This window comes from Nocardia sp. MH4, assembly GCF_019266065.1.
Taxonomy (GTDB): Bacteria; Actinomycetota; Actinomycetes; order Mycobacteriales; family Mycobacteriaceae; genus Nocardia; species Nocardia canadensis.
In genome coordinates, this window is record NZ_LPNR01000126.1 from 1 (window position 1) to 26,695 (window position 26,695).

Sequence of the window (26,695 nt, forward strand, 5' to 3'; positions counted from 1 at the left end):
GCCGCACCCGCTCGACCTGCCGCGGCGGCCGCCGCGGCAGGGGATTGACCGCCCGGCGCGCTGCGGCCCGGCGCCGGGGTCGACGGGGACCCGCCGCCCGGTGTGCCACCCGAGCCTCGCCCGGTGCCGGTGGGGCGACCCGCTCCCGGCGCGGTCGTGCCCAGGGTCGTCCCCGGGGTGGTCGTGGTGCCGGGCGTGGTCGAACCCGGTGTGGTCGAACCCGGTGTGGTCGAGCTCGGTGCGGTGGACTGCGGCGTGGTGCTCTGTGCCGTGGTCGACCCGGTATCGGTGGACGACGGCGTGGTCGAGGACGAGGTGTCGGAGTCCTCGGCGGAGGTGCCCTCGCCCGGCGTTTCCGGCGTGGTGCCGTCGGTGTTCGTGCCGCCGGTTGTCCGGTCCTGTGTCCCACCGGTATTCGTGCCGCCGTTGCCGCCTGTCACGCCGTTGTCGCCGGTACCGCTCGTGATAGTCGGCGCCGACGGCAGGAAGGGGACGCCGTTGTCGGTCTGGGCAGCCACCTGGCCGTAGACGGTGCGCAGGATGCGGCGGCCCTCGTCCTCGGCTTCCTTCTGGTTGTGCTCGTCGACCTTCATCACCCCGTCACCGGGCAAGGTCTTGCCGGTGACGGACTCGCGCGAGGTCAAACCCGGCATGAGCGCCTGGGTCTCCTCGATCCCGGTCCGCATCTCCGACAGCTTCAAGCTGATCGCCGTCGCCGCCTGGGACAGCGGAATCGACTGCTCCGCATAGTTGTTCACCGCGGCCACCGCTGCGGAAGCGGCGGCGCCCGTCCACCCGCTGTGACCGTTCGCGCCGGTGACCGTGCGGGCGAACTCCTGATTGAACTTGGAGAACGTGCCCATCAGGTTCATTCCGATATTGGCCCACGCCGTCACCGCGTCATCGACGAGCTGCGGCTTCATCGCCGCCACGGCCGCCTGCATCTGCGCCAGCGACATGCTGTCATAGCTGTCGGGCGTGGTGATGTGTGGTGGCTGGATGTCGCCGCCGAAGATCGTGGCGTAGTTGCCCTGCTGCTGCCGGTTGTAGATGCCGGTGCGCTCCTGGTTCCACTGCTCCTGCGCGGCGATGACTCTGCTCTTGTATTCGTCGTAGGTCACGCCGGTTCTCCGGTCGCGGAGAGGTCGGTGGCGAGGGCGCCGTCCTGGGCGACGAAGTTGGCAATCGCTTTGGCGACAACCTCTTTCGCCGTTTGGACGGCGTCGATGTGCTGTCGGATCACTGTGTCGAGCGCCCGGTCCCCGCCGGATGCCGTCTGTGAGAATTTGTTGGCCAGCGCCTGGCTCGAGTTGAACGAACCGAATCCGTCGATGCGTTTCACTCGGTCTACGAGTTCGTAGACCTCTTCGAGCCGGTCCAGATGGTCGTCACACACGCGGTCCAAGTCTCTGCCGACCTCGGGATCGAGCGACAGCTCACCGGCATCCGCTTGAGTGAGTAGCTGATTCCACTGATTCGGGTTGATTCCGAGAACCATCTGCCCTCCGTCAGCTCGCAGGAAGATACTGGACCAATGCCGTGCTCAGTCGTAGCGCTTCCCCGCACGGCTCGCTCGCGCCCACCGCACTGACACGATTCTGCACCTTGAAATCGACTGAGCCATCGGGTATTTCGACGGAGATGTAGCAAGCCACATCGTTGGCGGAACCGACTGGCCGGAACTCGAGCGCTCTGTGTGTTCCGACCTCGAGATCGGTCCATCCGGTGTATTCGCTGGTTCGTTGGCGGGACTCGGCAAGCGTGTGCTCTGAGGCCATGACAGCGAAGGTGTACTTCTTGTCCGCATCGGTCCAGCTGCAGACCTTCCACCCCGTGAAGTCGACGCCCGCGACGTCCTTCTTCTTGCTGCCGACGTTCAACCCCACTCCGCTGATCGCCGAATCCGGCAGCGAACACGGATCCCACACCTTCGCCTCGGCATCCACCGAGGTCGGGCTCGCGGCCACGCTCACCCCGCTGGTCGTCGGCGCGGCCGTCCCGCTCTCGCCGCCCCCGCAACCAGCGACGACCAGCCCGAGGGCGGCGATGCCGACGGCCTTCCACCCATGGCCTCCCACTGTCATCTCGACCATCCCCTCCTGGTGTAGACAGCTGCGCGCTCTATTCCGAGCGATGACGGCTGTGCAGAGTCTAGTCGGAACCCGGATCTCGCGGCCGAGTCGTCCGACGGCCCGCGGTGCTGGGTCCAGCCGACCGTGCCGGTCGATCCGTCACTCCGCGGCGCAGGGGGACGTGGAGGCCATGATGAACCGGACCTCCTCGTCGTTCCTGCCCGCACGCGTCCGGGACGACGCGACCGAGAAGCCGCGGGAGTCCCGGTAATACCTGCTGACGGGGTCTTCGGCCGGATTCTGGCTGGGCACGAGGGTGAAGCCGCGGGCGGTCATCGCCTCGAGATTCGCCATCGCCTGATCGATGAACTCCTGCGAAGGGTTGAGCTCCTGCCGCTCGTACCGAGGGTGCCAGGGCGGTCCCGCCGACCGCAGCGAGTTCGGGTCGGTCCGACAGCCCGACCCCACATCGACCATGTCCGGTTCGACGGTGATCGGCTTCGGCCAGATGAGCTCGAAATTGTCGGCAACGATGGGGCGCGCGTCGGCCACGGTCAACCCGGTGGCGTCCTTGACCTGCTGATTGGTCGGACCCTCGGAGATCCAGCCGGAACACCCGGCGAGCGTGACCGCCACCATGGCTACGGTGGCAACCGTCATCGACTTCATTCGACATCGATCCTCGGGCCGAGGCCGGGGTTGTCCGTGATCTGTGGGTGTGCGTAGGGGTCGATCCGAATGCCCAGCGACGACGCAGCGCGAGCCGCGGCGGCCGCTTTCGCGGCGTCGAAGGCTTCCCTGCCGCCGTTGCCGTTGTCGCCCAATCCGATGTCGACCCAGTCCGTTTCGATCCCACGCTCGACGTAGCCGATGGCGTCGGTGCCCTTGATGACGCCGACGATGTTCTCGAAGGCCGTCGATCCCGCGTCGTCCCAGTAGTCGCCGTGCCCCTCGACGCCGAACACGACCTCGTTCGCGTGCTCCCCGGAACTGCCGCTGTAGAAGCCGGTATCCAGGCGGGTGACGCCGGGCACCTCGTCCGGATCCCCGCCCAGTACCTCGGATGCGTGCGGGTTGCCCGGCAGGTGTATACCGCCCGGAACAGTCAGTCCCCCTTCGGGATACGACTGCACCACCCCGATGAGGTCGCCGGGGGCCGTCATCGAATACCGCTGCACGTTCGGGTTCGGGTTGTTCCAGCCGGTGTCGAACACGCCGGTCCCCGCGGACGAGGCGTGCAGCACGCGATCCGCGCGCAGGCCGAGTTGCTCGGCGGAGCCCACGATCGAGCCGCCGTAGGAATGGCCGACATAGGTCACCGGCGTGCCCGGGGAATTCGCGCCCACCTCCCGGTCGATCTCGTGCCCGAACTCGACCAGCTTCGGCGCCATGTCGGCCGCGAACCGGGGACTCGGCGCACCGTCGTCGAGACTGGTCAGGCTCTGCGGGAAATCGCCTTCCATATACAGGAAGACGGGGCTGTCGGTCCGGTCGGCGAGATTCCAGGCGGCGACGTGATTGGAGCCGGAACCGTTGAGGTTGGTGGAGGTGCCGGGTACGTACACGCCGACACCGGGCGAGCCCGCCTTCATCGAGCCCAGCATCTCGATCATCCGCCCGTTGCCCTCGGTGCTGAACATCACGAACTTGCGGTCGACCATGTCGAGCCGGGGCGTCGCGTTGTCGCCGGTCGCGGCGGCGGCCGTGGTGAGCGTGCTGGTGCCCTCGGGGTTCGGGATCGGCGCGAGCATCGCCTCGAGTTGCCTGACCCGTGATTCGTCGGGGTCCGGCTTCGCCTTCTCCGTCGTCAGCGCGTTGCGGATGTTGATCTCGTTGGCCTCGATCCGCATGCCGAACGGGACGCCGTTGAGATTGCCGAGCTTCTCCGGCGCGGCGATCACCAGCTGACGCTGTGCCTCCGGGCTCAGGCCGGCCAGGTAGGTGGCCCGCTCGTCGGCCGACATCGCGGCCAGCTGGATCGCCACGGCATCGGGGTCGCGGACGGTGCCGTCGGCGAGGGTGATGTCGGGCTGGCCGTCGCGGATCGCGGTCAGGTCGGCGAGTGATTCCTTCAGGCGGGTACCGAGCCGGCTGTCCAGGCGCTCGATCTCGTCGAGGCCGCCGAACAGGTTGAGCTGGAAGACGCCCGCCGCGCCCTCCTGCTCGGGATCGGTGTGGGAGACCCGGCCGTCGGGTTCGACCTGGAAGCCCTGGTCGACGGCGAGCGTCCGCTGATCGAGGACGTAGGCGCGGGCATGCTGCAGGCTCCGATACGCGTCGTCGGCGTCGTCGGCGATCCGCAGCAGCACGGTGCGCACCTCGTAGCCGTGGTCGACCTCCTCGTCGATCCGCCGGCCCGCCGCGTCCCTGGTCCGGCCGTGCCAGCCGCCCGCTGTCGAGACGGCGCGTGAGCAGTCGTCGACCGCGGTGGACACCACATCGGCATTGGCGCGGGCGGTGTCGGCGGCGCGGTGCAGGCCGTCGAGATTCCAGCCGTCGAGCTGGGGGAGGGTCGGGCGCATCAGCGCGATCCCAGCTTCCCGATCTCGCCCGCGATCTCGGCATCCTTGGCCTGGATGTCGGCGGAGAACTTGTCGATCAGGCCGGCCAGGGTGGTGTATCTGGTCGCGATCGACGACATCGCCTGCTGGGCGGGATCGGCCAGGCCGCGGACGGTGGCCAGGACGTCACTGCCGTCGCCGGTGGCCTCGCTCATGGCGGTCCAGGCGAGCTCGCCGACCTCGTCGGCCTCCTGCCGCCACGTCGTCGCCAGCGCTGTCAGTTGATCGGGTTCGACACCGAGTGTGCTCACGATTGCCCCCTCCTTCGGCGCCGAGGCGGCCACGGGCCGTCGGTACCACCGTGCGGATCGGTCTCTTCGTGAAGGTTGGACGGAGCTGTCGATCCGAGGGTTCCATCATGTGATGTGAGTCACAAAAACTAGACCGTCGCGGTCTCGTCCTTCTGTGCGCGGGCGCGCGCGTCGACGCAGTCACGGCAGGTGCCGAAGATCTCCAGGGTGTGGCTGACCTCGGTGAAGCCGTGTTCGCCCGCGATCGTCGCGGCCCACGCCTCGACCGTCGGGCCCTCGACCTCGACGGTGCGGCCGCAGTGGCGGCAGACCAGATGGTGGTGGTGCCCGCTCGAGCACTGGCGGTAGACGGACTCGCCGGAGTCGGTGCGCAGCACGTCGACCATGCCCGCGTCGGCCAGCGACTGCAGGGTCCGGTAGACGGTGGTCAGGCCGATGCCCTCACCGCGCTTGCGGAGCTCGTCGTGCAGTTCCTGGGCGGACCGGAACTCGTCGATATCGCTGAGCAGCGCCGAGATCGCGCTGCGCTGCCGGGTGCTGCGGACTCCGACCTGCTTGCCGGAGGGATTGTCTGCCAACGGATTACCCTTCCTCGGCGTGGGCGACGGCGTCGACGACGATGTGCGCGAGGTGGTCGTCGACGAGTTCGTAGAGCACCTCGCGACCCGAGCGTTCGCCGTGCACGACGCCCGCCGACTTGAGGATGCGCAGGTGCTGGCTGACCAGCGGCTGGGTGACCCCGAGGGCGTCGACCAGCTCGTGCACACAGCGCGGCGACTCGCGCAGCTGCAGCACGATCGCGATCCGCACCGGGGCGGCCAGCGCGCGCAGCAGCTCACCCGCGTCCTCGAGTACCTGGCGCGCGGGCACCGTGGCGGGGGCGGGGGAGTGGTACGGGGTGTGCGCGTGTGCGGCCGTGGCATCGGTGGTCATCAACCAACTCCTTAATGGAAACCGATGCCATTTTGACATGCAGACGTGCGCATGTCGAACGTGACGCGCTGAGCTGGGGCGATCGGTAGTCGCCGGACGACCGTTTCGTCGGTGAACCCGCCGTCGAGCGGCCGTCGGGGCGCTACTTCGCCCGTGCGGTGCACGACCGGTCGGCCGGTGCCGATACGCTTGTCGGCATACTTGTCCGACTCCCAAGGGATGGAGAAATCTCGCGTGGCACCCAAGTCGAAGGTGGACACCGTTGCCAACCTCGCCAAGCGCCGGGGCCTGGTTTACCCGTGCGGTGAGATCTACGGAGGCACCAAGTCGGCGTGGGACTACGGTCCGCTGGGCGTCGAACTGAAGGAGAACATCAAGCGGCAGTGGTGGCGCACCATGGTGACCAGCCGCGACGACGTCGTCGGTCTGGACTCCTCGGTGATCCTGCCGCGCCAGGTCTGGGAGGCCTCCGGCCACGTCGAGACCTTCTCCGATCCGCTGATCGAGTCGCTGCACACGCACAAGCGCTACCGCGCCGACCACCTGCTCGAGGCGTACGAGGAGAAGCACGGCCACCCGCCGGCCAACGGCCTGGCCGACATCAACGACCCCGAGACCGGTCAGCCCGGCAAGTGGACCGAGCCGAAGAACTTCTCCGGCCTGCTCAAGACCTTCCTCGGCCCGGTCGACGACGAAGAGGGCCTGCACTACCTGCGCCCCGAGACCGCGCAGGGCATCTTCGTCAATTACAAGAACGTCGAGACCACCGCGCGCAAGAAGCCGCCGTTCGGCATCGCCCAGATCGGCAAGAGCTTCCGCAACGAGATCACCCCCGGCAACTTCATCTTCCGGACCCGCGAGTTCGAGCAGATGGAGATGGAGTTCTTCGTCAAGCCCGGCGAAGACGCCGAGTGGCACAAGTACTGGATCGAGACCCGCCTGGCTTGGTACACCGACCTCGGCATCGATCCCGACAACCTGCGCCTCTACGACCATCCCAAGGAAAAGCTGTCGCACTACTCGGCCGGCACCACCGATATCGAGTACCGCTTCCGCTTCCAGGGCAGCGAGTGGGGCGAGCTCGAGGGCATCGCCAACCGCACCGATTACGACCTGCGCACGCACTCGGAGCACTCGGGCACCGACCTGAGCTACTTCGATCAGGCCTCCGGTGAGCGCTACATCCCGTACGTCATCGAGCCCGCGGCCGGTCTGACCCGCTCGCTGATGGCGTTCCTGGTCGACGCCTACACCGTCGACCAGGTGCCCACCGCCAAGGGCACCACCGAGGAGCGGATCAGCCTGCGGCTTGACCCGCGCCTGTCGCCGGTCAAGGCCGCGGTGCTGCCGCTGTCGCGCAACGCGGACCTGACGCCCAAGGCCAAGGACCTCGCCGCGCAGCTGCGCAAGCACTGGAACGTCGACTTCGACGATGCCGGTGCCATCGGCCGCCGCTACCGTCGCCAGGACGAGATCGGCACCCCGTTCTGCATCACCGTCGACTTCGACACCCTCGACGATCAGGCCGTCACGATCCGCGAGCGCGACTCGATGGCGCAGGAGCGCATCGCCCTGGACAAGGTGGAGTCCTACCTCGCCACCCGCCTCCTCGGCGCCTGACACCAGACCGACGCGGAGCCCGTATCGCCACGCGCGATGCGGGCTCCTCGCGTTGCGGGGCGTGGAGGTGATCACAGTGCGTACCCGGCGGTTTGCATCGCCCGGCCGCGTGCCTCACTCTGTCCGTTGTGCTGTGGGAACCGGAAGACGTGCTGCGGGGGCTCGACCCGTCGGAACAACGATTCGTTCGGCACGCCACCTTCACCGGGCGCTCGGTGACCCTGCGCGGTGAACTCGACGCGGCCGCCCTCGGCGCGGCGTTCGCGGCGCTGCAGCGCGCCTTCCCGATCCTGGTGTGCCGGATCGTCGAGGACGCCGAGGAGAACGGAATCCTGTTGCGTCCCGGGCACATCGAGCCCGTCGGCGCGTGGGTGAGTTTCGGCGAGCCCGACGAGGTCCGGATTCCCACCGAGTCGATGGATCCCGCCGCACAGCTGGGCTATCTGGATGTGGTGCTGGCCGAGGAGGATCGGGCCAGGGTCACCCTGTTCGTGCACCACAGCGTCGCCGACGCGGGGCACTGCGTGGAGCTGTTCGCACGGCTGTGGGGGTACTACACCGATCACGTGGAGACCGGGTCGATCGCGGCCGGGCCACGGGAGTACCCGGTGTCGGTGGAGTCGCTGCTGGCGCAGCGGGGGACCGAACGCGGACCGCGCTCGGGACTGGAGACCGTCACCCGGCCGCTGGTCGTCGCCGACGCGGTGGGGCTCGTCGAGCCGTCGCCGCCCGCCACCCCCGCGCTGGCCAGGCCCGCGCGCATCCAGCTCGACCCGACCGAGACCGCCCGTGTGCTCGAGCAGGCCCGCACGCACGCGGTGAGTGTGAACGGGCTGGTCACCGCGGCGGTGCTGCGCGCGTTCGCGTCGGTCTACGACGTGACCCAGGTCGGCTGCGTCTACCCGGTCGACCTGCGCAGGCGACTCGAACCGCCGCTCGCGGCGGCCGCGGGCACGAACATCTCCGGCCTCGCCGCCTTCACCACGGATGTCGTCGACACCGACGACCTCGTCGCCCTGGCCCGCCGGATCGGCACGCACCTGCACGACGACCTGGCCACCGGCGTGATCGAACAGTCGGTGCTGCATTTTCCCGACTTCTTCGGCCCCACCCGCGTCCACTCGATGGCCGGGCACATCGCGCTCACCAATACCGGCACGGTGCCCGCCTTCCGCGCTCCGGCGGGGCTGATCCTCGACGACTACGAGATCGTCTACCTGTCCGCGCATCCGCGGCCCTCGACCGGCGCCTCGGCGGCGGTCACGTTCCTGGTCTACACCTTCCTGGGCAGGCTGACCATCGGCAGACTCGGCGGCGGCGTGCGGGCCGCCGAACTGCTGTCGGCGGTCGCCGCCGAGCTGACCTGGCGGGCCGATCACGAGGCCGCGACCGCCTGAGGCCGACCGTCAGCGGGGCGCGAGCGGCTCCTGCAACTCGGTGACCCAGCCCGCGGGATCGGGCGTCCACGCCAGGGTGACCTCGCGGACCGGCGCCGCGGTGCGGTAGCCGTTGTCCTCCACCCAGCGGCCCAGCGCCTGCCACGCCGTGCCGATCCCGGCGACATCGCCGTGGTAGACGGTCGTGGCCGCCGTCGGCAGCGCGGGCAGGTCGACGATCGAGAATCCCGGCGCCGCTTCGGGTTCCACCGCGACCGGGATGCAGGCGTGCACCCCGACGGTGCCGTCCTCGCGCGCGTCGTAATAGGCGATCGCCGGTCCCGCGATCGCGATGCCGGCCTGCGCCAGCCGGTCGGCGAGATCGCCGAACAGCGGCTGGATCACCGGACTGATCGCCTGCGGCTCGAAACCCGCAGCCGATCCGGTCGATTCGGCCACCCGCACCGCGGCGACCGGCTTGAGCACCACCTCTTGTTCGGGCATGACGCCCTCCTTCTCGATGATTCGGAGTCTCGCCTCGACATCGGTCAACCGGGCGTGGTCGGCCGCGATCCGCTGCTCCAGCTCCGCCCGGCGCAGGGTGAGCATGCCGCGCAGTTCCTCCGGGGCAGGTCCCGGATCGAGCATCCGGCCCACCTGCTCGAGCGTGAAGCCGAGCTCCTTGAGCGCGACGATCCGGTTGAGCCGGGCCAGCTGCGCGGCCGTGTAGAACCGGTAGCCGGTGGCCGGGTCGACCCGGGCCGGCCGCAACAACCCCACGGCGTCGTAGTGGCGCAGCATGCGCACCGACACCTGACCGTGTCTGGCGAAATCTCCGATACTGAACATGACGCCTTCCGGTGTAGAACCTCACACGGTGTGAGGGTCAAGCGCTCAGAATCGGCCACCCCGGCTGACCCGGCGCGACCCGGACGACCCGCCGTAGGAACCGGGCCGGTACCCGCCGCCCCCGAAACCGCCGCCGCCCCGCCGGGTAGCGCCGCCGATCGAGCCGCGCAGGAAACCGTCGAGCAGGATGCCGCCGAGCACCGCCCCGGCCTGCGAACCGCCCGCCATCGGCTGTCGCGATTCCCACGCGCGCACGCTCGCCTGCGCCTGTTCCAGTGCCCGTCCACCCAGGTCGGCGGCGGTCTGCGCGCTGACCAGCGCGCGATCCGGCGCGGTGGCGGCGAGGCGGCGGGCCTCGTCGAGATGGCGCTGGGCCTCCGAGAGCCGGGTCCGCGCCTCGGCGTCGACGCCGCCGCGCCGGGTGGTGATGAACGAGGACGCGGCGTCGACGCGCCCGGCCGCGTCGGTGAGCGTCCGATCGAGCCTGCGTCGCAGATCCTCCACGGCGAGCTTGCGATCCGAGGCCGCCGCGATGGCCCGGTCCAGCTCGGCGTCGGCGGTCACGGCGTCGTGGAAGGCGCCGAGCGGATCGGCGTCGACCCCGGCGGCCGCGGTGTTCACCGTGGTGGTGGCCGCGCCGACGGCGGCGGCCAGTTCGGGACCGCCGTACTCGGTCAGGGCGGCCGCCGCGGCCAGGTCGGCGCGGAGTTCGTCGAGCGCGGCGGGCAGCCCGTCGCGAGCCTGCTGGATGTTCGTCGCGGCCTGGTCCACCGCGTCGAGCAGCGTGCGGGCTTGGCCGATCGCGCCCTCGGCCGCGCGGATCGCCGCGACCGCGCCGCCCTGCTGGCCGACCGGCCTGGTCAGCGCGGTGCGGGCGGTATCAATGTTCTGCTCGGCGAAGGTCATCCGTTCCGCCGCCATCCGCACGTTGTCGTGGATCGGCGCCAGCACCGAGGCCGGGTAGGCCGAATTCAGCCGGGCCAGTTCGGCTTCGGACGCGGGCTGGCGCGCGGTCAGGTCGACGATGTCGCGGGTCAGTCCGTCCAGCCGGGCCGGCGCGTCGATGAGCAGATCGCGCATGGCGTCGAAGTCGGTCACCTGGGTGTCGAGTTCACGGTCGGCCCTGCCCGCGGTGGAGATCAGATCGATCAGCATGCTGCGCTGCTGGTCCGGGGTCTCCGGGACGGCGTCGTCGAGCTGCTGGCGGATCGTGAACGCCTTCGCGGTCGCGGCGCGGGCCGCGTCCAGTGCCGTGCGGAACGGCGTCACGGCGGTCTCGCCGAATTCGCTGGTGGCCAGGGCCAATTCCTCGGCGCTGGTGCGCACGGCATCGTCGATCTCGACGAGCCGTTCGCGCGAGAGCGCTTGCAGCGTCGGCAGCGATAGCTTGGCCAGCGCGCCCGAATCCGCCGGATCGACCTCGCGGGCGGTGCTCAGTTCGGCCCGATCCTGATCGCGACGACGCTTGCGGGAGAACAGGATCAGCCCACCCGCGCCCACGACGACCACCAGCCCGATGCCGACCAGCCAGCCCCACGGCACGCTCGCGCCGCGCATCGCCGACCCGATGCCGTCGGCGGTGTCGATCCCGGCCTGCGCCCATTCGCGGTCGCGCAGATCCGGTTCCACCGTGCCGGCCAGCAGCGCGTCCAGCTCCCCGTCGCTGACGCCGTCGGGCAGGACGCCGTGGAGCCAGTAGCCGCGATCGTCCACGGCCACCGCCAACAGCAGATCGCGATCGGAGAACCCGGACAGCTCGGCAGTCCGCGCGGCCCAGTCGCGCGGCGCCATCGCGGCGAAGTTTTGCACGTAGATCACCCAGAGCTTCACCTGGTGGTCGCGGTAGAGCCGATCGACCGCCTCGAGCACCCCGGCCTCGTCGGCGCCGCTGAGCACCTCGGCGGCATCGACCACCTGCGGTCCCATCCGCGACGGCGGCTCGGCGGTCGCGCCCGGCGCGCACAGCAGACTCAGCGCGGCGAACATCGCGCACAGCAGACCGGCCATGGCGCGTACCGGAACCGGACGTAGGGCCGAACTCTTCCTCGACTGCCGCATGTGTCGAATCTAACGGGCGCACGGCGACCACGCGGGTACGACGGCGCGCAGCGTGGCTTCTACGATCGGCGCATGGCCACAGTCGATCGCCTCTACACCGGACATGTCACCGCGAGCGGGGCCGCCCAGCAGCGGGATGTGCCCGGCGCCCGCATCGTGAAGATGTCCGTCGGCCCGATGGACAACAACACCTACCTCGTGCAGAGCACCGCCACCGGTGCCGCGATCCTGATCGACGCGGCCAACGACGCCGCCCGCATCCTCGAGCTGACCGGCCAGGAGACCCCGGGCCAGATCGAGTTGATCGTCACCACCCATCAGCACCCCGACCACTGGCAGGCGCTGTCCGAGGTCGCCGGCGCCCTCGGCGTCGCGACCGCGGCCCACCCCCTCGACGCCGCTCCGCTGCCGGTGCAACCCGACCGCCTGCTCGCCGACGGCGACACGGTCCAGGTCGGCGATATCGTCCTCGAAGCGATCCACCTGCGCGGCCACACCCCCGGCTCCATCGCGCTGGCCCTCGTCGACGGCGCGGGCCGGGCCCACCTCTTCACCGGCGACTCCCTGTTCCCCGGTGGCGTCGGCAAGACCCACCACCCGGCCGACTTCGACACCCTGCTCACCGATGTCACCACCAAGCTGTTCGACCGCTTCGCCGACGACACCGTCGTCTACCCGGGCCACGGTGACGACACCACCCTCGGCGACGAGCGTCCGCACCTCGCCGAGTGGCGCGAACGGGGCTGGTGAGTCCGACGGGACAGAAAAACGGCACCTGGCCCGGGCCATGATGCCGTTCCTCCGACGGTTCTGACGCCGCCGACTCCTGACGGTGGGTTACACCGCCGACCCGATGCCGGCCATGGGCATCGCGAGCAGGATGGACAGTAGATCAGGCTGTCGGCCTGCCGACAACGCCCCGGCCAGCAGATTCTTGGCGGGTCATGCGACTCCGGATCGCGATGGTGGGGGGTCGCGCGGAGATCTCTGAGGGCAACCTCCTTCGAGGAGCCGTTGGTACGAAAACGAGGGTTCGCGCAACAGAGGGATGCTTGTGGAACCTGCGTGCTCCCGGTCCAGGGGGACCGGGAGATGCCGCCCGCCTGGCGGACGACCAGTGGGAGGGCTACCCGGTTGACCAGACCGCCCAACTCGGTGTCCTGGTGTCGTCGCAGGGCACCAGTCCCAGTACACGCCCCTGACCAGGCGATTGTCGAGTGGTTGGACTACTCGAATCGGTGTCGCGTCCGCTGTCCGCGGTGGGGTCAGCGCGCCGCGAAGGCGGGTCCGGTCAGGGTGAAACCCAGATCCGAGGCGTAGGCGGACACCGTCCACTGGTCCGCTCGATGGTCGACATCGCCGCGCGCCTGGACTGGACCGGCGGTCGCGCCATCGGTAGTTCACCGGACCGGAATCCGGTGGTGACCGCTGGCATGATCGGCCGTCGGCCCGACCTGGCAGACTGATCAGGATGAAATCGGGTTTCCCGCGAACGGCCGCACCTGCCCCGGATGCTCGGCGCCCGCACGGGCTCGCGTCGTCGGTCTCGCGGTGGATCGGCCGGATCATCGCCGGGGCGGTGCTGATGGGGGTGGTGCTCGTCGCCGGAACGGCCTTCCGGGTGTGGCAGGTCGCCCGGATCGACGACTACACCAACGCCGACGCGATCGTGGTGCTCGGCGCCGCGCAGTATTCGGGCACCCCTTCGTCGGTGTTCGAGGCGCGGCTGTACCAGGCGTGGCGGCTCTACGAAGCCGGTGTCGCGCCCCGGGTGATCACCGTCGGCGGCAAACAGGAGGGCGACCTCTACACCGAGGCAGCCTCGGGCAAGCGCTACCTCGAGGACAAGGGCGTCCCCAGCGCGGACATCCTCGCGGTGGAGACCGGATCGGACACCCTGCGCAGCGTCGAAGCGGTCTCGACCGCCATGCAGGCGCGCGGGATGTCATCGGCCGTACTCGTCAGCGATCCGTGGCATTCACTGCGGACCAGGACGATGGCTCGCGACGCCGGACTGGACGCGTGGACCGCGCCGACCCGCACCGGACCGGCGGTCTACACCAGGGAATCGCAGTTCCACGGCATCGCCCGCGAGACCGGCGCGCTGCTCTGGTACCAGCTCACCCATTTCTCGGCAGACTTCTCTTACACGGCGGGACAGTGAGATTCGATGACCGACAGCTACACCCCGCACGACCGGGAACGGATGGTTCACGAGCCGGGCAAGACCGCCTGGCCGGGCGCCGCGGACAAGGGCCACCGCAGTGAGTTCTCCCGCGACCGAGCCCGCGTGCTGCACTCCGCGGCGCTGCGCCGTCTGGCCGACAAGACCCAGGTCATGGGCCCGCGCGAGGGCGACACCCCGCGCACCCGGCTCACCCACTCGCTCGAGGTCGCCCAGATCGGCCGCAGCATCGCCGACGGCGTCGGCGCCGACCCCGACCTCGTCGACCTGGCCGGCCTCGCCCACGACATCGGCCACCCGCCCTACGGTCACAACGGCGAACGCGCCCTCGACGAATTCGCCGACGCATACGGCGGTTTCGAAGGCAACGCGCAGAACCTGCGCATCCTGACCCGCCTCGAACCGAAGGTTCTCGACCCCGCCGGAGACAGCGCCGGCCTCAACCTGACCCGCGCCGCGCTCGACGCGACCCTCAAATACCCGTGGGGCAGAAGCGGTTCCGGCACCAAGTTCGGCGCCTACGAGGACGACCTCGAGCGCCTGGCCTGGGTCCGCAAGGACGCGCCGGACCGCAAGCAGAGCCTGGAATGCCAGATCATGGACTGGTCCGACGACGTCGCCTACTCGGTGCACGACGTGGAGGACGGCGTGATCGTCGGCCGGATCGACCTGCGCGCCCTGGCCGACCCCAGCGAACAGGCCGCCCTCGCCGAACAGGGCCACGGCCAGCACCCCGACCAGTCGATCGACGCGCTCGCCGCCGCCGCGCAGCGGCTGTCCGAACTCGACGTCGTCGCCGACGCGGTGGACTACGACGGCACCTTCGCCGCCTCGGTCGCGCTGAAGCGGCTCACCAGCGAGCTGGTCGGCCGGTTCGCGACCGCCGCGATCGCCGCCACCCACGAGCGCTACGGGCCGGGCCCGCTCCTGCGCTACGAGGCCGATCTGATCGTGCCGCCGATCGTGGCCGCCGAGGTCGCGGTCCTCAAGACCGTCGCACTGCGCTATGTGCGCTCCGACCGCGGCCACCTGGCCCGTCAGCAGACCCAGCGCGAGCGGGTACAGGCCGTCGCCGACCGCCTGCTCACCACCGCGCCCGCCCACCTGGACGACCAGATGCTGCCGTGGTGGAACGCCGCCACCGACGACACCGCCCGGGTGCGCGTGGTGATCGACCAGATCGCCTCCTACACCGAGAGCCGCTTCGAGCGCGTCGCCGCCTCGCTGGACTGCCGCTGAGCGGACCCGACTAGACTCACTCATCGTGGCCGGACGAATCCCAGATCGCGATATCGCGGCGATCCGTGACCGGGTCCGGATCGAAGATGTCGTCGGTGAGTACGTGGCGCTCAAGCGCGCGGGCGCCGACTCGATCAAGGGCCTGTGCCCCTTCCACGACGAGAAGTCGCCGTCGTTCCACGTGCGGCCCAACCACGGCCTGTTCCACTGCTTCGGCTGTGGCGAGGGCGGTGACGTCTACAAGTTCCTGCAGCAGATCGAGCACATCGGTTTCGTCGAGGCCGTCGAGCAGATGGCCGACCGCATCGGCTATCAGATCAACTACGAGGGCGGCGGCACCTCGGTCCAGCGCGACCGCGGCACCCGCTCCCGGCTGGTCGCCGCCAACGCCGCCGCGCACGAGTTCTACGTGGCGCAGCTGCGCGAACCCGAGGCCGAGACCGCGCGCAAGTACCTGACCGACCGCAACTTCGATGCCGCCGCCGCTCAGCAGTTCGGCTGCGGCTACGCCCCGGGCGGCTGGGACGTGCTCACCAAGCACCTGCTGCGCAAGGGCTTCGAGTTCAAGGAACTGGAAGCGGCCGGGCTGTCCAAGCAGGGCAAGCGCGGCCCGATCGACCGGTTCCACCGTCGGCTGCTGTGGCCGATCCGCAACCTCGGCGGCGAGGTGATCGGCTTCGGCGCGCGCAAGCTCTTCGACGACGACACCATGCCCGGCAAGTACGTGAACACGCCGGAGACGTTGCTGTACAAGAAGTCCCAGGTGCTCTTCGGCCTCGACCACGCCAAGCGTGAGATCTCCAAGGGGCACCAGGCCGTCGTCGTCGAGGGCTACACCGACGTGATGGCCATGCACCTGGCCGGGGTGAAGACCGCCGTCGCCTCCTGCGGCACCGCCTTCGGCGAGGAGCACCTGCAGGTGCTGCGCAGGCTGCTGATGGACGACAACTTCTGGCGCGGCGAGATCATCTACACCTTCGACGGTGACGCCGCGGGCCAGGCCGCCGCCCTGAAAGCCTTCAGCGGCGACCAGCGGCTGGCGGGCCAGACCTACATCGCCGTCGCCCCCGACGGCCAGGACCCGTGCGAGCTGCGTCAGCACTCCGGTGACGCCGCCGTCCGCGACCTGGTCGCGCGCCGAACCCCGCTCTACGAGTTCGTGATTCGCGGTCTGCTCGCCGAACACAACCTCGACGATGTCGAGGGCAGGGTCGAGGCGCTGCGCCGCACCGTGCCCGTGGTGGCCCAGATCAAGGACAACGCGACCCGCAAGGGTTACGCGACCAAACTGGCGGGCTGGGTCGGCTGGGACGACATCCAGCTCGTCGTTCGTCGCGTCGGCGAGGAAGCCAAGAAGAACCGGATGGGCGGCACCGCCGGTCCGGGCGCCAAGCAGGCGGGCAAGTCCGGCGGCGAGCAGTTCGCCGCGCCGCGGGTCGAGGAGAGCGCGGTGCGCCCGGCGCCCAACGATCCGGTGCTGCTCGCCCAGCGTCAAACCCTCAGCGCCGCACTGCAATACCCCGGCATCGCCGGTGTGGTCTTCGACTCCATCGACACCGCCGCGTTCACCCACCCGGCCTACGTGGCGCTGCGCATCATGATCGCGCAGGCCGGTGGCACCGCGGCCGGTCTCGGCGGCGCGGAATGGGTCGCGGCTGTGGCCGACCACACCGACGACCTGATGACACGCGCCCTGGTCTCCGAGCTCGCCAACGAGCAGCTGCCGGTGCGGTCCCAGAACGACATCCCGCGCTTCATCACCGGCGTCATGGCGCGCACCCAGGAGGCCTGGGTAGGCCGCCAGATCGCCGAACTGAAGTCCAAGCTGCAGCGGCTGTCGGCCAGCGAAGAGCCCGACACCTACATGACCCTGTTCGGCGACCTGGTCGCGCTCGAGCAGTACCGCAAGAGCCTCGCCGCCCAGGCGATGGGCAGCGAGGGCTACGCGGCCGGCGCCTGAGTCAGCGGCGCAGCTGGTTGTGCGGGATCAGCACCGTGGTGCGCTCGTCGATCGGCTCCATCGGCTCCAGCTTCGGCTGCGTGCTCAACTTGTCCGACAGCTTCTGCCGGCTCACCGACACCAGCTTCCTCGTCACCGGGCTCCCCGCGACGGCCCGCGTCGCCGCACTGATCTGCTCGTAGCGCGCGCGCCCGGCCTTGGTGCCCAGCACATAACCGGCCGCTACGCCGATGATCAACCGCAGCATCTCCTGGAGCTCCTCCCACGTCTGTGTGCGGGCTCCATCCTGCCCCAGCGGCCCCACCCCTGTCGATCCGGCCACCGTTCGTCGGCACATCGTTATACGCCACATGTCCGCAGGTAGCGGCCCGATTTGGGAACCTGCGATGCCATGCGCTAAAGTTTCATCTCGGTCAGCCCGCCAAGGCAGACCGCCTGAGTCTAACGGTTCAGGAGAGTATTCCCCTATAGCTCAATTGGCAGAGCAGCCGACTGTTAATCGGCAGGTTTCTGGTTCGAGTCCAGATGGGGGAGCATAACCACCAGGTCAGGCACNAAAAATACGCCAAGAATTCCGGTCCGTACTACTGGTGGCACCGTAGGCCAAGCCCCCGGCTCAGCCCTGGCTACCGAACCCGCGTAGGCCGTCACCAGTCCACCCGCAACCCCCAGTATGGATCCCGGTCACCAACCCGCCACCCGCCTCGCTGTCAACGAATGGCAGAAGCGCGCCAACACCCTCACTGCCGCTCCTTCTCCGCCTAGCGGCGTTCGCGGGCCGCGCTCGTTGTTGACCGGGGAGGGGACCTCGGCCGCTTTGGCAGCCCTTAAACCCGAGCGGGAAGCTCAATCCCCTCAGCGGCGCGCACTTGTTCGGACTTGCGGTCCAGCGACCAATCGATTGCTGAAACGCCGATGTTGGCCCATCGGGCCCGGATGTCTTCGAGCACAACGTCGATGAGGTCGCAAATTGCTCCCATGCTCGGTGAAGGTCACGCCAAGGCCAGGCACCGATTCGTCTTCTGATTCCTGCTCACCCCATTGCGCACTCCAGAACTCAGGCGCGCCGTTCTGGGGCTCGAACCAGTTGATCTCGACTTCCATCGTCACTGGTCCGATCTTCTCGGCGGCATCTGCTGCAGAGACAGGCCGTAGATTCGCGCCGGGCCGGGAGGCGGCCTTCTGGGCGGCTCGTTCACGTGCGCGACGTTGCTGACGAGTTTCGGTCATCCCTCGATAGTGGAGTGGGATCGGCTGGGCGGCAACCTTTTCAGCCAGATCGGGGCATCGCGGCTACCGTGTTCGGGTTGTGGATCCGGATCCGCGCCAACAAGTAGCAGCCCGTCTCCGACCGAATACCGAAGAAGGCCTGCATCGTGATGGTGCAGGCCTTCTTCGGGTTTGGTCCCTTCCGGCTGCCCTCAACCGACCCACCCACTCCCGCCACCTACCCACACACTTCCCCACACTTCACACCACCACCCACACCACCAAAAATCCTGCTCACCTCATGCTCCGAAGGTAACGACTACACAACGGATGACGGGGCCGCTATCCGCTGTGACAGCTGAAGAGGGCCATCCGTCAGGAGCTGGGTCGGAAGTGCGCAAGCAGATCGCGCGCCAGGACAGTCGCCATCTGAAGCCGGTGTCGGGCCTCCTGAGCGTTGGACCGACCGGGATGCGAACCATTCGTATGGAGGATGTCCCACAGTCCACGAACCAAACGACCACCCGCTTTGTACTCGAGTGGCTGCCCCGGCGTGCTGTTCTTCGGAGAGGTCTTGGTGTGGTCGCGAACCAAGGTGGCGATCGCTTTTCCGCCTTGGTTCGCGCTCCCGTCATCGATATAGCCTGCATGGTCACAGGCGAGGTCGACCAGAAGCTGCTCGAACATTGAGCGTGTCTGGCTATTTGCGGTTTCGTAGTTGTGGTTACCGAGGTGCGATACAGCTTCGGTGTAGTGGTGGAGCGCGACGTCGTAGCCGCAGTGCTTCAGCTCCTCCTCCAACGCCGTGATCTCAGGCGCCAGTGGTGCCGCACTCGAGTCGGTCGGGATCAGTTGAACTTTGCAGTCGTCCGACACCGTCAGCTCGTAGCCGTCAGCCCGCAGAGACTCGCACAGTTCAGCGATCCTCTCTCGGAACCTACCGACGCCGATGGTTCGTATGTTGCACCCGCTGGCCCACACGACGATGAAGTCCAGGAGAGCTCGGTGAGCGCCGGAGTCCCCGGCGGAGGCCTTTCCGTGCACCTTCAGTAGAGGTTGCCGGATGAGCTCAGACCTGTTGACCATGTTCTTCTGGCTCAGAAAGGAACTCGGTGCCCCGGAGAGCTCGAACACTCGGGACTTCATCAGGAGTGTCCGGATCGTCGATGAGCTTGCTGATTCTGCGACTTCGACGAGATGCCCAAGGGTGGCTGGCGAAAGTGATTCCATGAGCGTCAAGCTTGCCCCTGAAGGCTCCTATGGGCGCGCGGTTTTCGAGCGCTCGCCGGTGTAGCAGACCAGGCCTGGGGCGATCATCGAAAATGAAGTTTCCTGCTGCGGTAGGAGAACGGATAATCACTCGATGTCATCCAGCTCAAAGCACCGGGTTCTCGGCTCACAGCGCCACCGCAAGGCCGAGTACCCATGCGGGTTGTGCGGCGTCGTGGGCAGGATGACCAAGACGCACGTCCCGCCGCAGTGTGCAGGAAACTCCACTGCTGTCGGGCGGCAGTACCTTGTCGAGCGTGGCGGCCGACTCTCCGGATCGACCGCCCGCGAAGTGCGAGGCGGCCTGTACATGTATGGGTTGTGCGGAAACTGCAATGGATTGCAGAGTCGCTACGACAATGCCTACGGAGAGCTGGCGACTGCGCTGCGCCCGCACAGCAGGAAGTCGAGAGGCTACGACCCCGACCACCGAACGAAGCTGCCAGGAGTCTTGTTTCAGCCCGGTGCGGTCGCTCGTTCGATGCTCATCGGAGCTCACGGCCTGACGCCGCAGTTTCGTCTACTTCACCCCGAGGTTAGCGTCGACCTACTGGCCGCGAAACCACACATCGACTCGCACGGCCTGCACGTGGTCATCGCGATCGCTCGTGGCACCACGGCTCGGATCGCAGGCGCTACGGGCGGGTACTTTCCCTTCGGCCCGTTGTCGAAGGAAGCGCTGAAACGAGCTGAGCCAGCCTTCCTGCACTGCCTCGCCGAGGTCTACTTCCCGCCGCTCGCATGGGTGATTACCGAGGACCCGGAGCTTCTTTTGTGGTCAGGATGGCAAGACGTAACGTCCTGGCTGACGTACGACCTGGAGGACGAGCACCTGCTCTCGGCGCTCGTGCCTGAGCTGCCGCAGGTGTGTCATCCGCTCCATGTGCCCCTTCAGCTCAGCGGCTACGTGGAGATGTTCGCTGGTGAAGATGCCGGAGTCACCGAGATCGTCGAGTGCCTCACGTTGACGAGGTAGGGGCTGACCAGCCATGCCCCTGTATTCGTTTCCCACACCGTGTCCGAGATAAGCCTCATCGGTCGAGGACATACTTACCGTGGGTGGGGTGATGTCACTGGCGAAGCTGTCCGCGGGCCAGGGCTACGAGTACTACACGCGCGTGATCGCCACTCACGACGCGAACGAACGCGGCACCACCGGGATCGACGATTACTACTCCGAGAAGGGTGAGTCGCCGGGCGTGTGGCTCGGCGCCGGCTTGGCCGCACTCGACATCGACGAGGGTGCACAGGTGACCGAGGCGCAGATGCGGGCTCTGCTCGGTGAGGGCCTGCATCCCAATGCCGATGCGATCATCGACGCCGCGATCACCGAGCAGGTCGCGCTCGGCGCGAAGGCGAAGGACGCGATCCGCTACGCGCTGAAGAAGGCTCAGCTGGGTTCGCCCCTACAGCCGCTTCACGACCGCGGCGGGCAGCTACCGCCACGAGTGCGCGAAGGCGCTCACTGAGTGGAACACCAGCCGAGGCCTCGATCCCGCGCCGCCGTCCCGGCCGAGGAGCGTCGCCGTATCCGCACCGAGGTCGCGTTGAGGATGTTCACCGCTGATGTCGTTCGGGTGCCGCTGAATTCGCGGGAGTTGTCGGGCTGGATCGCGCGCGCCTCGCGCCCGTCCAAGACCGCGGTCGCCGGGTTCGACCTGACGTTCTCGCCGGTGAAGTCGGTGTCGACGTTGTGGGTGGTGGCCCCGCGTGAGGTCTCCGAACAGATCGAGGCCGCCCACCATGCCGCGATCCGAGACGTCGTCTCCTTCATCGAGCCCGAGGTGCTCTACCCCCGGGTCGGGCGCCACAGCGTGCGCCAGGTCGAGGTCGCCGGCATCATCGCCACCGCGTTCGACCATCGCGATTCCTGCGCCGGCGACCCGGACCTGCACACTCACCTCGTCATCGCCAACACTGTGCTCAGGGCTGATGGCAAGTGGGGCGCGATCGACGGCCGGATGATCTACCGCTACAACGTGACCTGCTCGGAGATGTACAACACCCGGCTCGAATCACACCTAGAGGCGACACTCGGCCTGGTGCTCGCCGACCGTGGTGAGGTCGTCGACAAGCGGCCGGTGCGTGAGGTCGTCGGTGTCGACGCCGCCGAACTTGCTCGGGAGTGGTCCAAGCACGGCCGCGACATCCGGTCCGCCACCGCGAAACTGGCCGAGAAGTTCCAAGCCGACCACGGGCGCGGGCCGACGGCGCTGGAGCTGGTCGACCTGTCCCAGCAGGCGACGCTGTGCACCCGCGCGAGCAAGCACGCCGCGCGGAGTCGTGCCGAGCAGCGCGCGACTTGGCGCGCCGACGCAATCGCGGTGCTGGGCAGCGAGGCCGCGGTCGAGGCGATGGTCGATTCCTACCTCGACGCACTCGGTGTCGCCGCCGAAACCCGCTACGGCGCCGTAGCACTCGCCGCTCTCGACGACGCCGCCGAAGCCCTGCTGCCGGGCCTGACCACGGCCGCGGCCTACCCGGTCCTGCGCCAGCACCTGGTCACCCTCGCCCTCGACGGCACCGACCCCGTCGACACCCTGACCACCGCCATCGGCGCCCGCGAGCTCGGCAGCGCCGCGGATGCGGCCGCCGTGCTGGACTGGCGCATCGACCCGACCGGCTACCACTCAGGCCGCCCGGGCAAACCGCTCGGCGACATGGGTCCGCTGGGTTGGCCGCCCATCATCCCCGCCCAGCTGCGCGCCGACAGAGAGTTCGGCCCGCACCTAGCCGCCCGCGACACCCAGATCCGCGACCTGGCACACCAGGTCGCCGACCTCGCCCGCACCTGGTCCGACGCCCCGCCGACCAGGTGCCGATGTGGGCGCAACCGCTGACCGCGCCCCGGATCTGCTGGTCTCTCTGGCGACCTGGCGCGCCGGGCACGGTGTGCCCGACACCGACCGCCGCCCGACCGGGCCGGTCGTCGCGGGCAACGCCGAACGCGACCTGCAGCGCCACATCGACGCACAGGTCACCGACCGACTCGGCGACACCGATGCCGACATCCTCCGATGGGCAGGTCAGGCAGACGAGCTCGACGTTGCCGGGCTGACCACCGACCCGGTGTGGCCGCTGCTCGCCGCCGACCTTTCCCGCGCCGCCGACAGCAACCGAGACATCGTCGACGCCGTCCGCGTCGCGGCCGCGGCCCGACCGCTGCCCGCCGAGCAGCCCGCCGCCGCGCTGCGCTGGCGTCTGGCCGCCGACCTCGACGAACTCCCACCCGCACCCGCCGAGACCTCGACAGACCAGCAGCTCCAGGTCATGGAGCGCGACCGGCTGCGCCGCATGAGCGATACCGCCCTCGATGCCGAGCTGGGCCGGTTGCGCGCCAGCCTCCGCCAGCACCAGAACGCCGCGATCCCGCATCTGGCGGACCTCCACGACGGCAGCGACCTCGACAAGGTCACTACCGCCACGCGCGTCTCGACGCCGAGGCCGCCCAGATCCGCCAGGCCCAGGCCGAGCTCGCGGTGTTCGCCGACGACCAGCACGCCGCCGAGACCGCGGTCACCACGCTGCGTCGGGAGATCGGCGAGATCCGCGACCGGGAGACCTCGTGGCGGACTCGCCGCCAGCGTGACGCCGAACTGGCCGCCAAGCAGGAGGAGCTGCGCGCCGCCGAGACCGCGCACCGCGACTACCTCAACCGGGCCCCGCGCGATCTACGACGCCGCCGGCCGCGACGGCGTCCCACAGCAACGCTGGCGGACCGTGCTCGACGCTGCCGACGACGGCCAGGCCCGTGCCGCCGAACTCGACGCTGCGCGGGAATACGACCAGGCCCGCGCCGACTCCCGTCAGCGATTCGCTCACACCAGCGAGGAACTGCGTGGGCAGTTGCGCTCGGTCGTCGCCGAGCACCGGCGCCGCAGCGAACTCACCGACGACGAACGCGCCCGCGAAGACGACCTCCGCACCTACCTCGCCGGTCCTGGCCGGGCGGTCGGGGTCACCGGCGTCAGCGAGCACTCCGAGCCGGAACCGCGCCGGATCGAGCCGCCGAGCCATCAGCGCCCGGTCTACGAGCCGCCCCAGATCGGCCCGGACCTCGGCCTTTAAGAAGCTGCCGCGCCCGCTGCGCGGGCTTGCCACGGAGTGGACGTCACCCTGGTTCCATAGCCCGAAGCGTCAGCCCCGGTGAACTCACTGCTTTTCGGAGAGCAAGTCATTGACTTGGATATTCCAAGTGGCGGCTCGCTCTGCACCGCCGCGGAGAGCACGGTCGAGCCGTGTGTCGGTCTTGGTGACGCGGAGTTGACTATCTCGTGCCAGGGGGGTGCGGTGGCTAGGCTTGGAGCACGTGGGAGGTGGTTCCCGCACGAGGAGGATCGCGGTGGCGACGACGATGGCTTTTCTCAAACGTGTGGTGGTGCCCACCGCGTTGGTCGCCCTTGCGGGCACGGCGTTGGCGGTCGCGATAAACAAGGCGACCGGCAGCGATGCGCAGTGGTGGTGGTGGCTGATCGTGGCCGCGTTGACCGTGGCCTGGTTCGGGGCGTCACTGTTTCTGTACCTGCGGCAATCCGCGGCAACGCCTTCCGGTCCAGTCGCGACGGGAGAGCGAAGTGTCGCGTTCCGCGGCACTGTCATGGGATCGATCAGTACCGGCGATACCGGCACCTCTACTCCGCCTGCGCCGGCGTCCGCGCCGGGAGTTGAGCCTCCGCCACCAGGCTCGGCAAACGCGCTCGGGTATAGGTCCGTTGCTGCTGAGGGGTCTGTCGGTGGAGACCTTTCCACCGGCGACCACGCCTGAGAAGGAGATCGGGTGAAGTGGTTTCCGCGCCGACAGCGAATCACTGCGCCTTCGGCGGCGCCACTCGCGAGCGGGTCAGATGCGGCGGCGAACGCGGTTGGTCCTCGATCCGTTGCGCTGGGGGCGGGATCGTGGGCCGGTTCGGTGAATACCGGCGACAGCATCGTTTTGCCGCAGGAAGCATTTCGGCCGATGGCCGAGGTCGACGCCCCGCCCGGAATCGGTAATCTGCCTGCGCTCTCAGCGCATTTCGTTGGCCGCGAGCACGAACTCACCCAGCTGGACTCTGCCCTGACCGCGGGAGATCGTGTGGTGGTGCAGGCAGTGCACGGGTTGGGTGGGATCGGCAAGAGCACCCTGGTGGCGCGGTGGGCGGGAACCGGCGAGCACGGGTATGCCCCGGTGTGGTGGATCAACGCCGACACCGCCGCGAGTGTGGAGCAGGGATTGGCGAGGTTCGCCGCGACACTGCAACCAGCGCTGGGGCAGGTGCTGACGGCGGAGCAGCTCGCCGAGGGCGCTTTGCAGTGGTTGGCAACCCACACGGGGTGGCTGTTGGTGTTGGACAATGTCGAACGCCTCGCCGATATCGACGCGGTTCTGGCCCGCGCGCAAGGGGGCCGGATCGTGCTCACCAGCCGTCTGGCGACGGGGTGGGGGCTCGTTGGTGCGCAGGTGGTGCGGGTCGATGTCCTCGACCCGGATCAATCGGTCGAGTTGCTCACCGACCTGGTCATTGCGGAGGGGCCGCGCTCGCTCGAGGGGGTTTCCGAGTTGTGCGCGGAGTTGGGGTATCTGCCTCTGGCCATCGAGCAGGCCGGCGCCTACCTCGCGCAGAACCCGTTCCTGACCCCTGCGGACTATCTCGGTCTGCTGTCTCAGCATCCGGCCGAGATGTATGGGGCCACAGGCGAAGCACTGGACTCCGAACGCACCATCGCCAAGGTCTGGCGGGTGACTCTCGACAGGATCGCTACCACTCATCCGGCCGCTGCCGAGATCATGCGAGTGCTGGCCTGGTACGCCCCTGATCGGATTCCGGTCACACTGCTCGACGGTGTGGTTGACCAGCCGGCGCTGCAATCGGCGTTGGGTGCGCTCTCCGCGTACAGCATGATCACCCTCGATCCGGTTACCTCCACGGTGGCGGTGCATCGGTTGGTGCAGGCTGTCGCGCGCACTCCCGACAACGATGACCCGCAACGGGGTACCGCCGACATCGAACGTGGGCACAGCACCGCGACCTCCTTGGTGCGTCAAGCCCTCCCACACGATTGGAAAAGTCCCTCGACCTGGCCCACCTGGCGGACCATGTTGCCTCACATCGATGTCCTCGCGGGGAACACCGACCGTGAAAACGACACCGCCGCGCTCGCAGACCTCTTTCTGGGCACCGCGCATTTTCTTCTCGAACAGGGCGCAGCCGGTCGGGCCATTTCGTACGCCCAGCGGTCGCTCACCGCCCGGGAGCGGCTCCACGGCTCGAACCACCCCGATACCCTCCCGGCCCGTAAAGCTCTCGCTGCGGCATACCTGGAAGCGGGCCACACAGCTGAGGCCATCACCATGTCCGAACAGGTGCTACGCCACTATGAGGGGGCCCCCGGCTTGGGCTCGGACCACCGCTTCACCCTCGCCGCCCGGCACAATCTGGCCTACGCCTACCAGTCAGCGGGCCAGACGGAGAAGGCCATCACGCTGTACGAGCGCCTCGTCGCCGACTGCGAACGAGTCCTGGGTCCCGACGACCCTTCCACCCTCTCCACCCGCAACAATCTCGCGAGTGCTTACCTCGCCGCGGATCGCGTGGACGACGCTGTCACACTGCGTGAGCGCACTTTGCGCGATCGCGTACGGGTCCTGGGCCCCGCTCACCCCCAAACCCTTCTCGCCGCAAATAACCTCGCGGGTGCTCTCGAGGAGGCGGGCCGGACAAATGACTCCATTGCTCTGTATGAGCGCCTCGTCCCTGTCTGCGAGGAGGTTCTGGGCGCGGAGCACCCGACTGCTCTCGCCGCCCGCCACAATCTCGCCCACGCCTATGGGATAGCGGGCCAGACCGATGAGGCCATCTCGCTGTCTGAGCAGGTCGTCTTCGACTGTGAGCGGACCCTGGGCCACGACCATCCCCATAGCGTCGCTGCCCGTGACAGTCTCGCTCGGTTGCGTAGTCGTCGCGGCGGCGCCGGTAGCCGAGCGTAACCCCGCCCGCCGGGTCGGTACCTTCCGCCGACATCTCGGAGGCAGCGCTGCTCGCCCTTTTGCGATCGGTCACCGGCTGGGTGGTTATGCCAGTGAATTCTGGCGCCGTTTGTCGATGAATTCTGGCGTCACGCAGGCACGATCGA

Annotated in this window: 24 protein-coding genes and 1 tRNA gene; 13 read left to right on the forward strand and 12 right to left on the reverse strand. The window is 68.6% G+C overall.

The features are described from left to right. The 8 genes from ATM97_RS30010 to ATM97_RS30045 all read right to left on the reverse strand — a co-directional run. Positions 1-1,121 (reverse strand): hypothetical protein (locus ATM97_RS30010; RefSeq protein ID WP_374104919.1); only part of this gene is annotated, 1,121 nt, incomplete at its 3' end. Beyond that, on the reverse strand, positions 1,118-1,498 hold the full coding sequence (locus tag ATM97_RS30015; RefSeq protein ID WP_218721582.1) for a hypothetical protein: 381 nt from the start codon (positions 1,496-1,498) through the stop codon (positions 1,118-1,120). The genes ATM97_RS30010 and ATM97_RS30015, both read right to left, overlap by 4 nt. A gap of 10 nt (positions 1,499-1,508) precedes the next feature. Continuing rightward, positions 1,509-2,093, reverse strand: a complete 585-nt coding sequence (locus tag ATM97_RS30020; protein WP_255588648.1) for a DUF3558 domain-containing protein — start codon at positions 2,091-2,093, stop codon at positions 1,509-1,511. A 138-nt stretch (positions 2,094-2,231) separates the two neighbouring features. Then, positions 2,232-2,741 carry a hypothetical protein gene (locus tag ATM97_RS30025; RefSeq protein WP_218721584.1) on the reverse strand — a complete coding sequence of 170 codons (510 nt, stop codon included), beginning with the start codon at positions 2,739-2,741 and terminating at the stop codon, positions 2,232-2,234. Then, a complete protein-coding gene (locus ATM97_RS30030; protein WP_218721585.1) occupies positions 2,738-4,594 on the reverse strand; it encodes an alpha/beta hydrolase in 1,857 nt (618 codons plus the stop codon). Before ATM97_RS30030 ends, ATM97_RS30025 begins: the two co-directional genes overlap by 4 nt. Beyond that, on the reverse strand, positions 4,594-4,884 hold the full coding sequence (locus tag ATM97_RS30035) for a hypothetical protein (RefSeq protein WP_218721587.1): 291 nt from the start codon (positions 4,882-4,884) through the stop codon (positions 4,594-4,596). Before ATM97_RS30035 ends, ATM97_RS30030 begins: the two co-directional genes overlap by 1 nt. Positions 4,885-5,012: 128 nt before the next feature. Beyond that, positions 5,013-5,462 (reverse strand): Fur family transcriptional regulator, encoded by a 450-nt coding sequence (locus tag ATM97_RS30040; RefSeq protein ID WP_218721588.1) that lies wholly within the window; start codon positions 5,460-5,462, stop codon positions 5,013-5,015. 4 nt (positions 5,463-5,466) lie between these two features. Further along, entirely contained in the window at positions 5,467-5,817 is a 351-nt protein-coding gene (locus tag ATM97_RS30045; protein ID WP_218721590.1) for a helix-turn-helix transcriptional regulator, read from the reverse strand. Positions 5,818-6,036: 219 nt separating this feature from the next. Between ATM97_RS30045 and ATM97_RS30050 the strand changes: the two genes are divergently transcribed. Together ATM97_RS30050 and ATM97_RS30055 are read left to right on the forward strand one after the other, a co-directional pair. Continuing rightward, positions 6,037-7,437, forward strand: a complete 1,401-nt coding sequence (locus ATM97_RS30050; RefSeq protein ID WP_218721592.1) for a glycine--tRNA ligase — start codon at positions 6,037-6,039, stop codon at positions 7,435-7,437. A 128-nt stretch (positions 7,438-7,565) separates the two neighbouring features. Next, entirely contained in the window at positions 7,566-8,834 is a 1,269-nt protein-coding gene (locus ATM97_RS30055; protein ID WP_218721594.1) for an acyltransferase, read from the forward strand. A 9-nt stretch (positions 8,835-8,843) separates the two neighbouring features. Here ATM97_RS30055 and ATM97_RS30060 read toward each other — a convergent pair whose 3' ends face one another. Further along, a complete protein-coding gene (locus ATM97_RS30060; RefSeq protein WP_218721596.1) occupies positions 8,844-9,662 on the reverse strand; it encodes a MerR family transcriptional regulator in 819 nt (272 codons plus the stop codon). 45 nt (positions 9,663-9,707) lie between these two features. Then, positions 9,708-11,720 carry a YgcG family protein gene (locus ATM97_RS30065; protein WP_255588649.1) on the reverse strand — a complete coding sequence of 671 codons (2,013 nt, stop codon included), beginning with the start codon at positions 11,718-11,720 and terminating at the stop codon, positions 9,708-9,710. Between the two features lie 72 nt (positions 11,721-11,792). Between ATM97_RS30065 and ATM97_RS30070 the strand changes: the two genes are divergently transcribed. The 4 genes from ATM97_RS30070 (at position 11,793) to dnaG (ending at position 17,104) form a co-directional block, all read left to right on the forward strand. Next, positions 11,793-12,470, forward strand: coding sequence for an MBL fold metallo-hydrolase (locus ATM97_RS30070; RefSeq protein ID WP_218721598.1), 678 nt, complete (start codon positions 11,793-11,795; stop codon positions 12,468-12,470). Between the two features lie 721 nt (positions 12,471-13,191). Then, entirely contained in the window at positions 13,192-13,884 is a 693-nt protein-coding gene (locus ATM97_RS30075; protein WP_218721600.1) for a YdcF family protein, read from the forward strand. Between the two features lie 6 nt (positions 13,885-13,890). Further along, a complete protein-coding gene (locus ATM97_RS30080) occupies positions 13,891-15,144 on the forward strand; it encodes a deoxyguanosinetriphosphate triphosphohydrolase (protein WP_218721602.1) in 1,254 nt (417 codons plus the stop codon). Positions 15,145-15,169: 25 nt separating this feature from the next. Further along, the gene (dnaG, locus tag ATM97_RS30085; protein ID WP_218721603.1) at positions 15,170-17,104 is read left to right on the forward strand and encodes a DNA primase; all 1,935 of its coding nucleotides are present in this window, start codon (positions 15,170-15,172) and stop codon (positions 17,102-17,104) included. 1 nt (position 17,105) lies between these two features. Here the strand turns inward: dnaG and ATM97_RS30090 are convergent, their stop codons facing one another. Beyond that, the gene (locus tag ATM97_RS30090; protein ID WP_218721605.1) at positions 17,106-17,351 is read right to left on the reverse strand and encodes a hypothetical protein; all 246 of its coding nucleotides are present in this window, start codon (positions 17,349-17,351) and stop codon (positions 17,106-17,108) included. A 214-nt stretch (positions 17,352-17,565) separates the two neighbouring features. On the opposite strand from ATM97_RS30090, the gene ATM97_RS30095 reads away from it, so the two are divergent. Beyond that, positions 17,566-17,638 (forward strand) — tRNA-Asn (locus ATM97_RS30095). Between the two features lie 1,050 nt (positions 17,639-18,688). Here ATM97_RS30095 and ATM97_RS30100 read toward each other — a convergent pair. After that, a complete protein-coding gene (locus tag ATM97_RS30100; RefSeq protein WP_218721607.1) occupies positions 18,689-19,543 on the reverse strand; it encodes a hypothetical protein in 855 nt (284 codons plus the stop codon). Positions 19,544-19,766: 223 nt separating this feature from the next. On the opposite strand from ATM97_RS30100, the gene ATM97_RS30105 reads away from it, so the two are divergent. The 6 genes from ATM97_RS30105 (at position 19,767) to fxsT (ending at position 26,549) form a co-directional block, all read left to right on the forward strand. Next, the gene (locus tag ATM97_RS30105; RefSeq protein WP_218721609.1) at positions 19,767-20,558 is read left to right on the forward strand and encodes a hypothetical protein; all 792 of its coding nucleotides are present in this window, start codon (positions 19,767-19,769) and stop codon (positions 20,556-20,558) included. Positions 20,559-20,649: 91 nt separating this feature from the next. Next, positions 20,650-21,051 carry a relaxase domain-containing protein gene (locus ATM97_RS30110; protein ID WP_255588654.1) on the forward strand — a complete coding sequence of 134 codons (402 nt, stop codon included), beginning with the start codon at positions 20,650-20,652 and terminating at the stop codon, positions 21,049-21,051. A gap of 84 nt (positions 21,052-21,135) precedes the next feature. After that, entirely contained in the window at positions 21,136-22,422 is a 1,287-nt protein-coding gene (gene mobF, locus ATM97_RS30115) for a MobF family relaxase (protein WP_218721613.1), read from the forward strand. Then, entirely contained in the window at positions 22,406-23,650 is a 1,245-nt protein-coding gene (locus tag ATM97_RS30120; protein ID WP_218721615.1) for a hypothetical protein, read from the forward strand. Before mobF ends, ATM97_RS30120 begins: the two co-directional genes overlap by 17 nt. A gap of 274 nt (positions 23,651-23,924) precedes the next feature. After that, the gene (locus tag ATM97_RS30125) at positions 23,925-24,347 is read left to right on the forward strand and encodes a hypothetical protein (protein ID WP_218721617.1); all 423 of its coding nucleotides are present in this window, start codon (positions 23,925-23,927) and stop codon (positions 24,345-24,347) included. Between the two features lie 144 nt (positions 24,348-24,491). Next, entirely contained in the window at positions 24,492-26,549 is a 2,058-nt protein-coding gene (gene fxsT / locus ATM97_RS30130; RefSeq protein ID WP_218721619.1) for an FxSxx-COOH system tetratricopeptide repeat protein, read from the forward strand. The last annotated feature ends 146 nt before the right edge of the window (positions 26,550-26,695 follow it).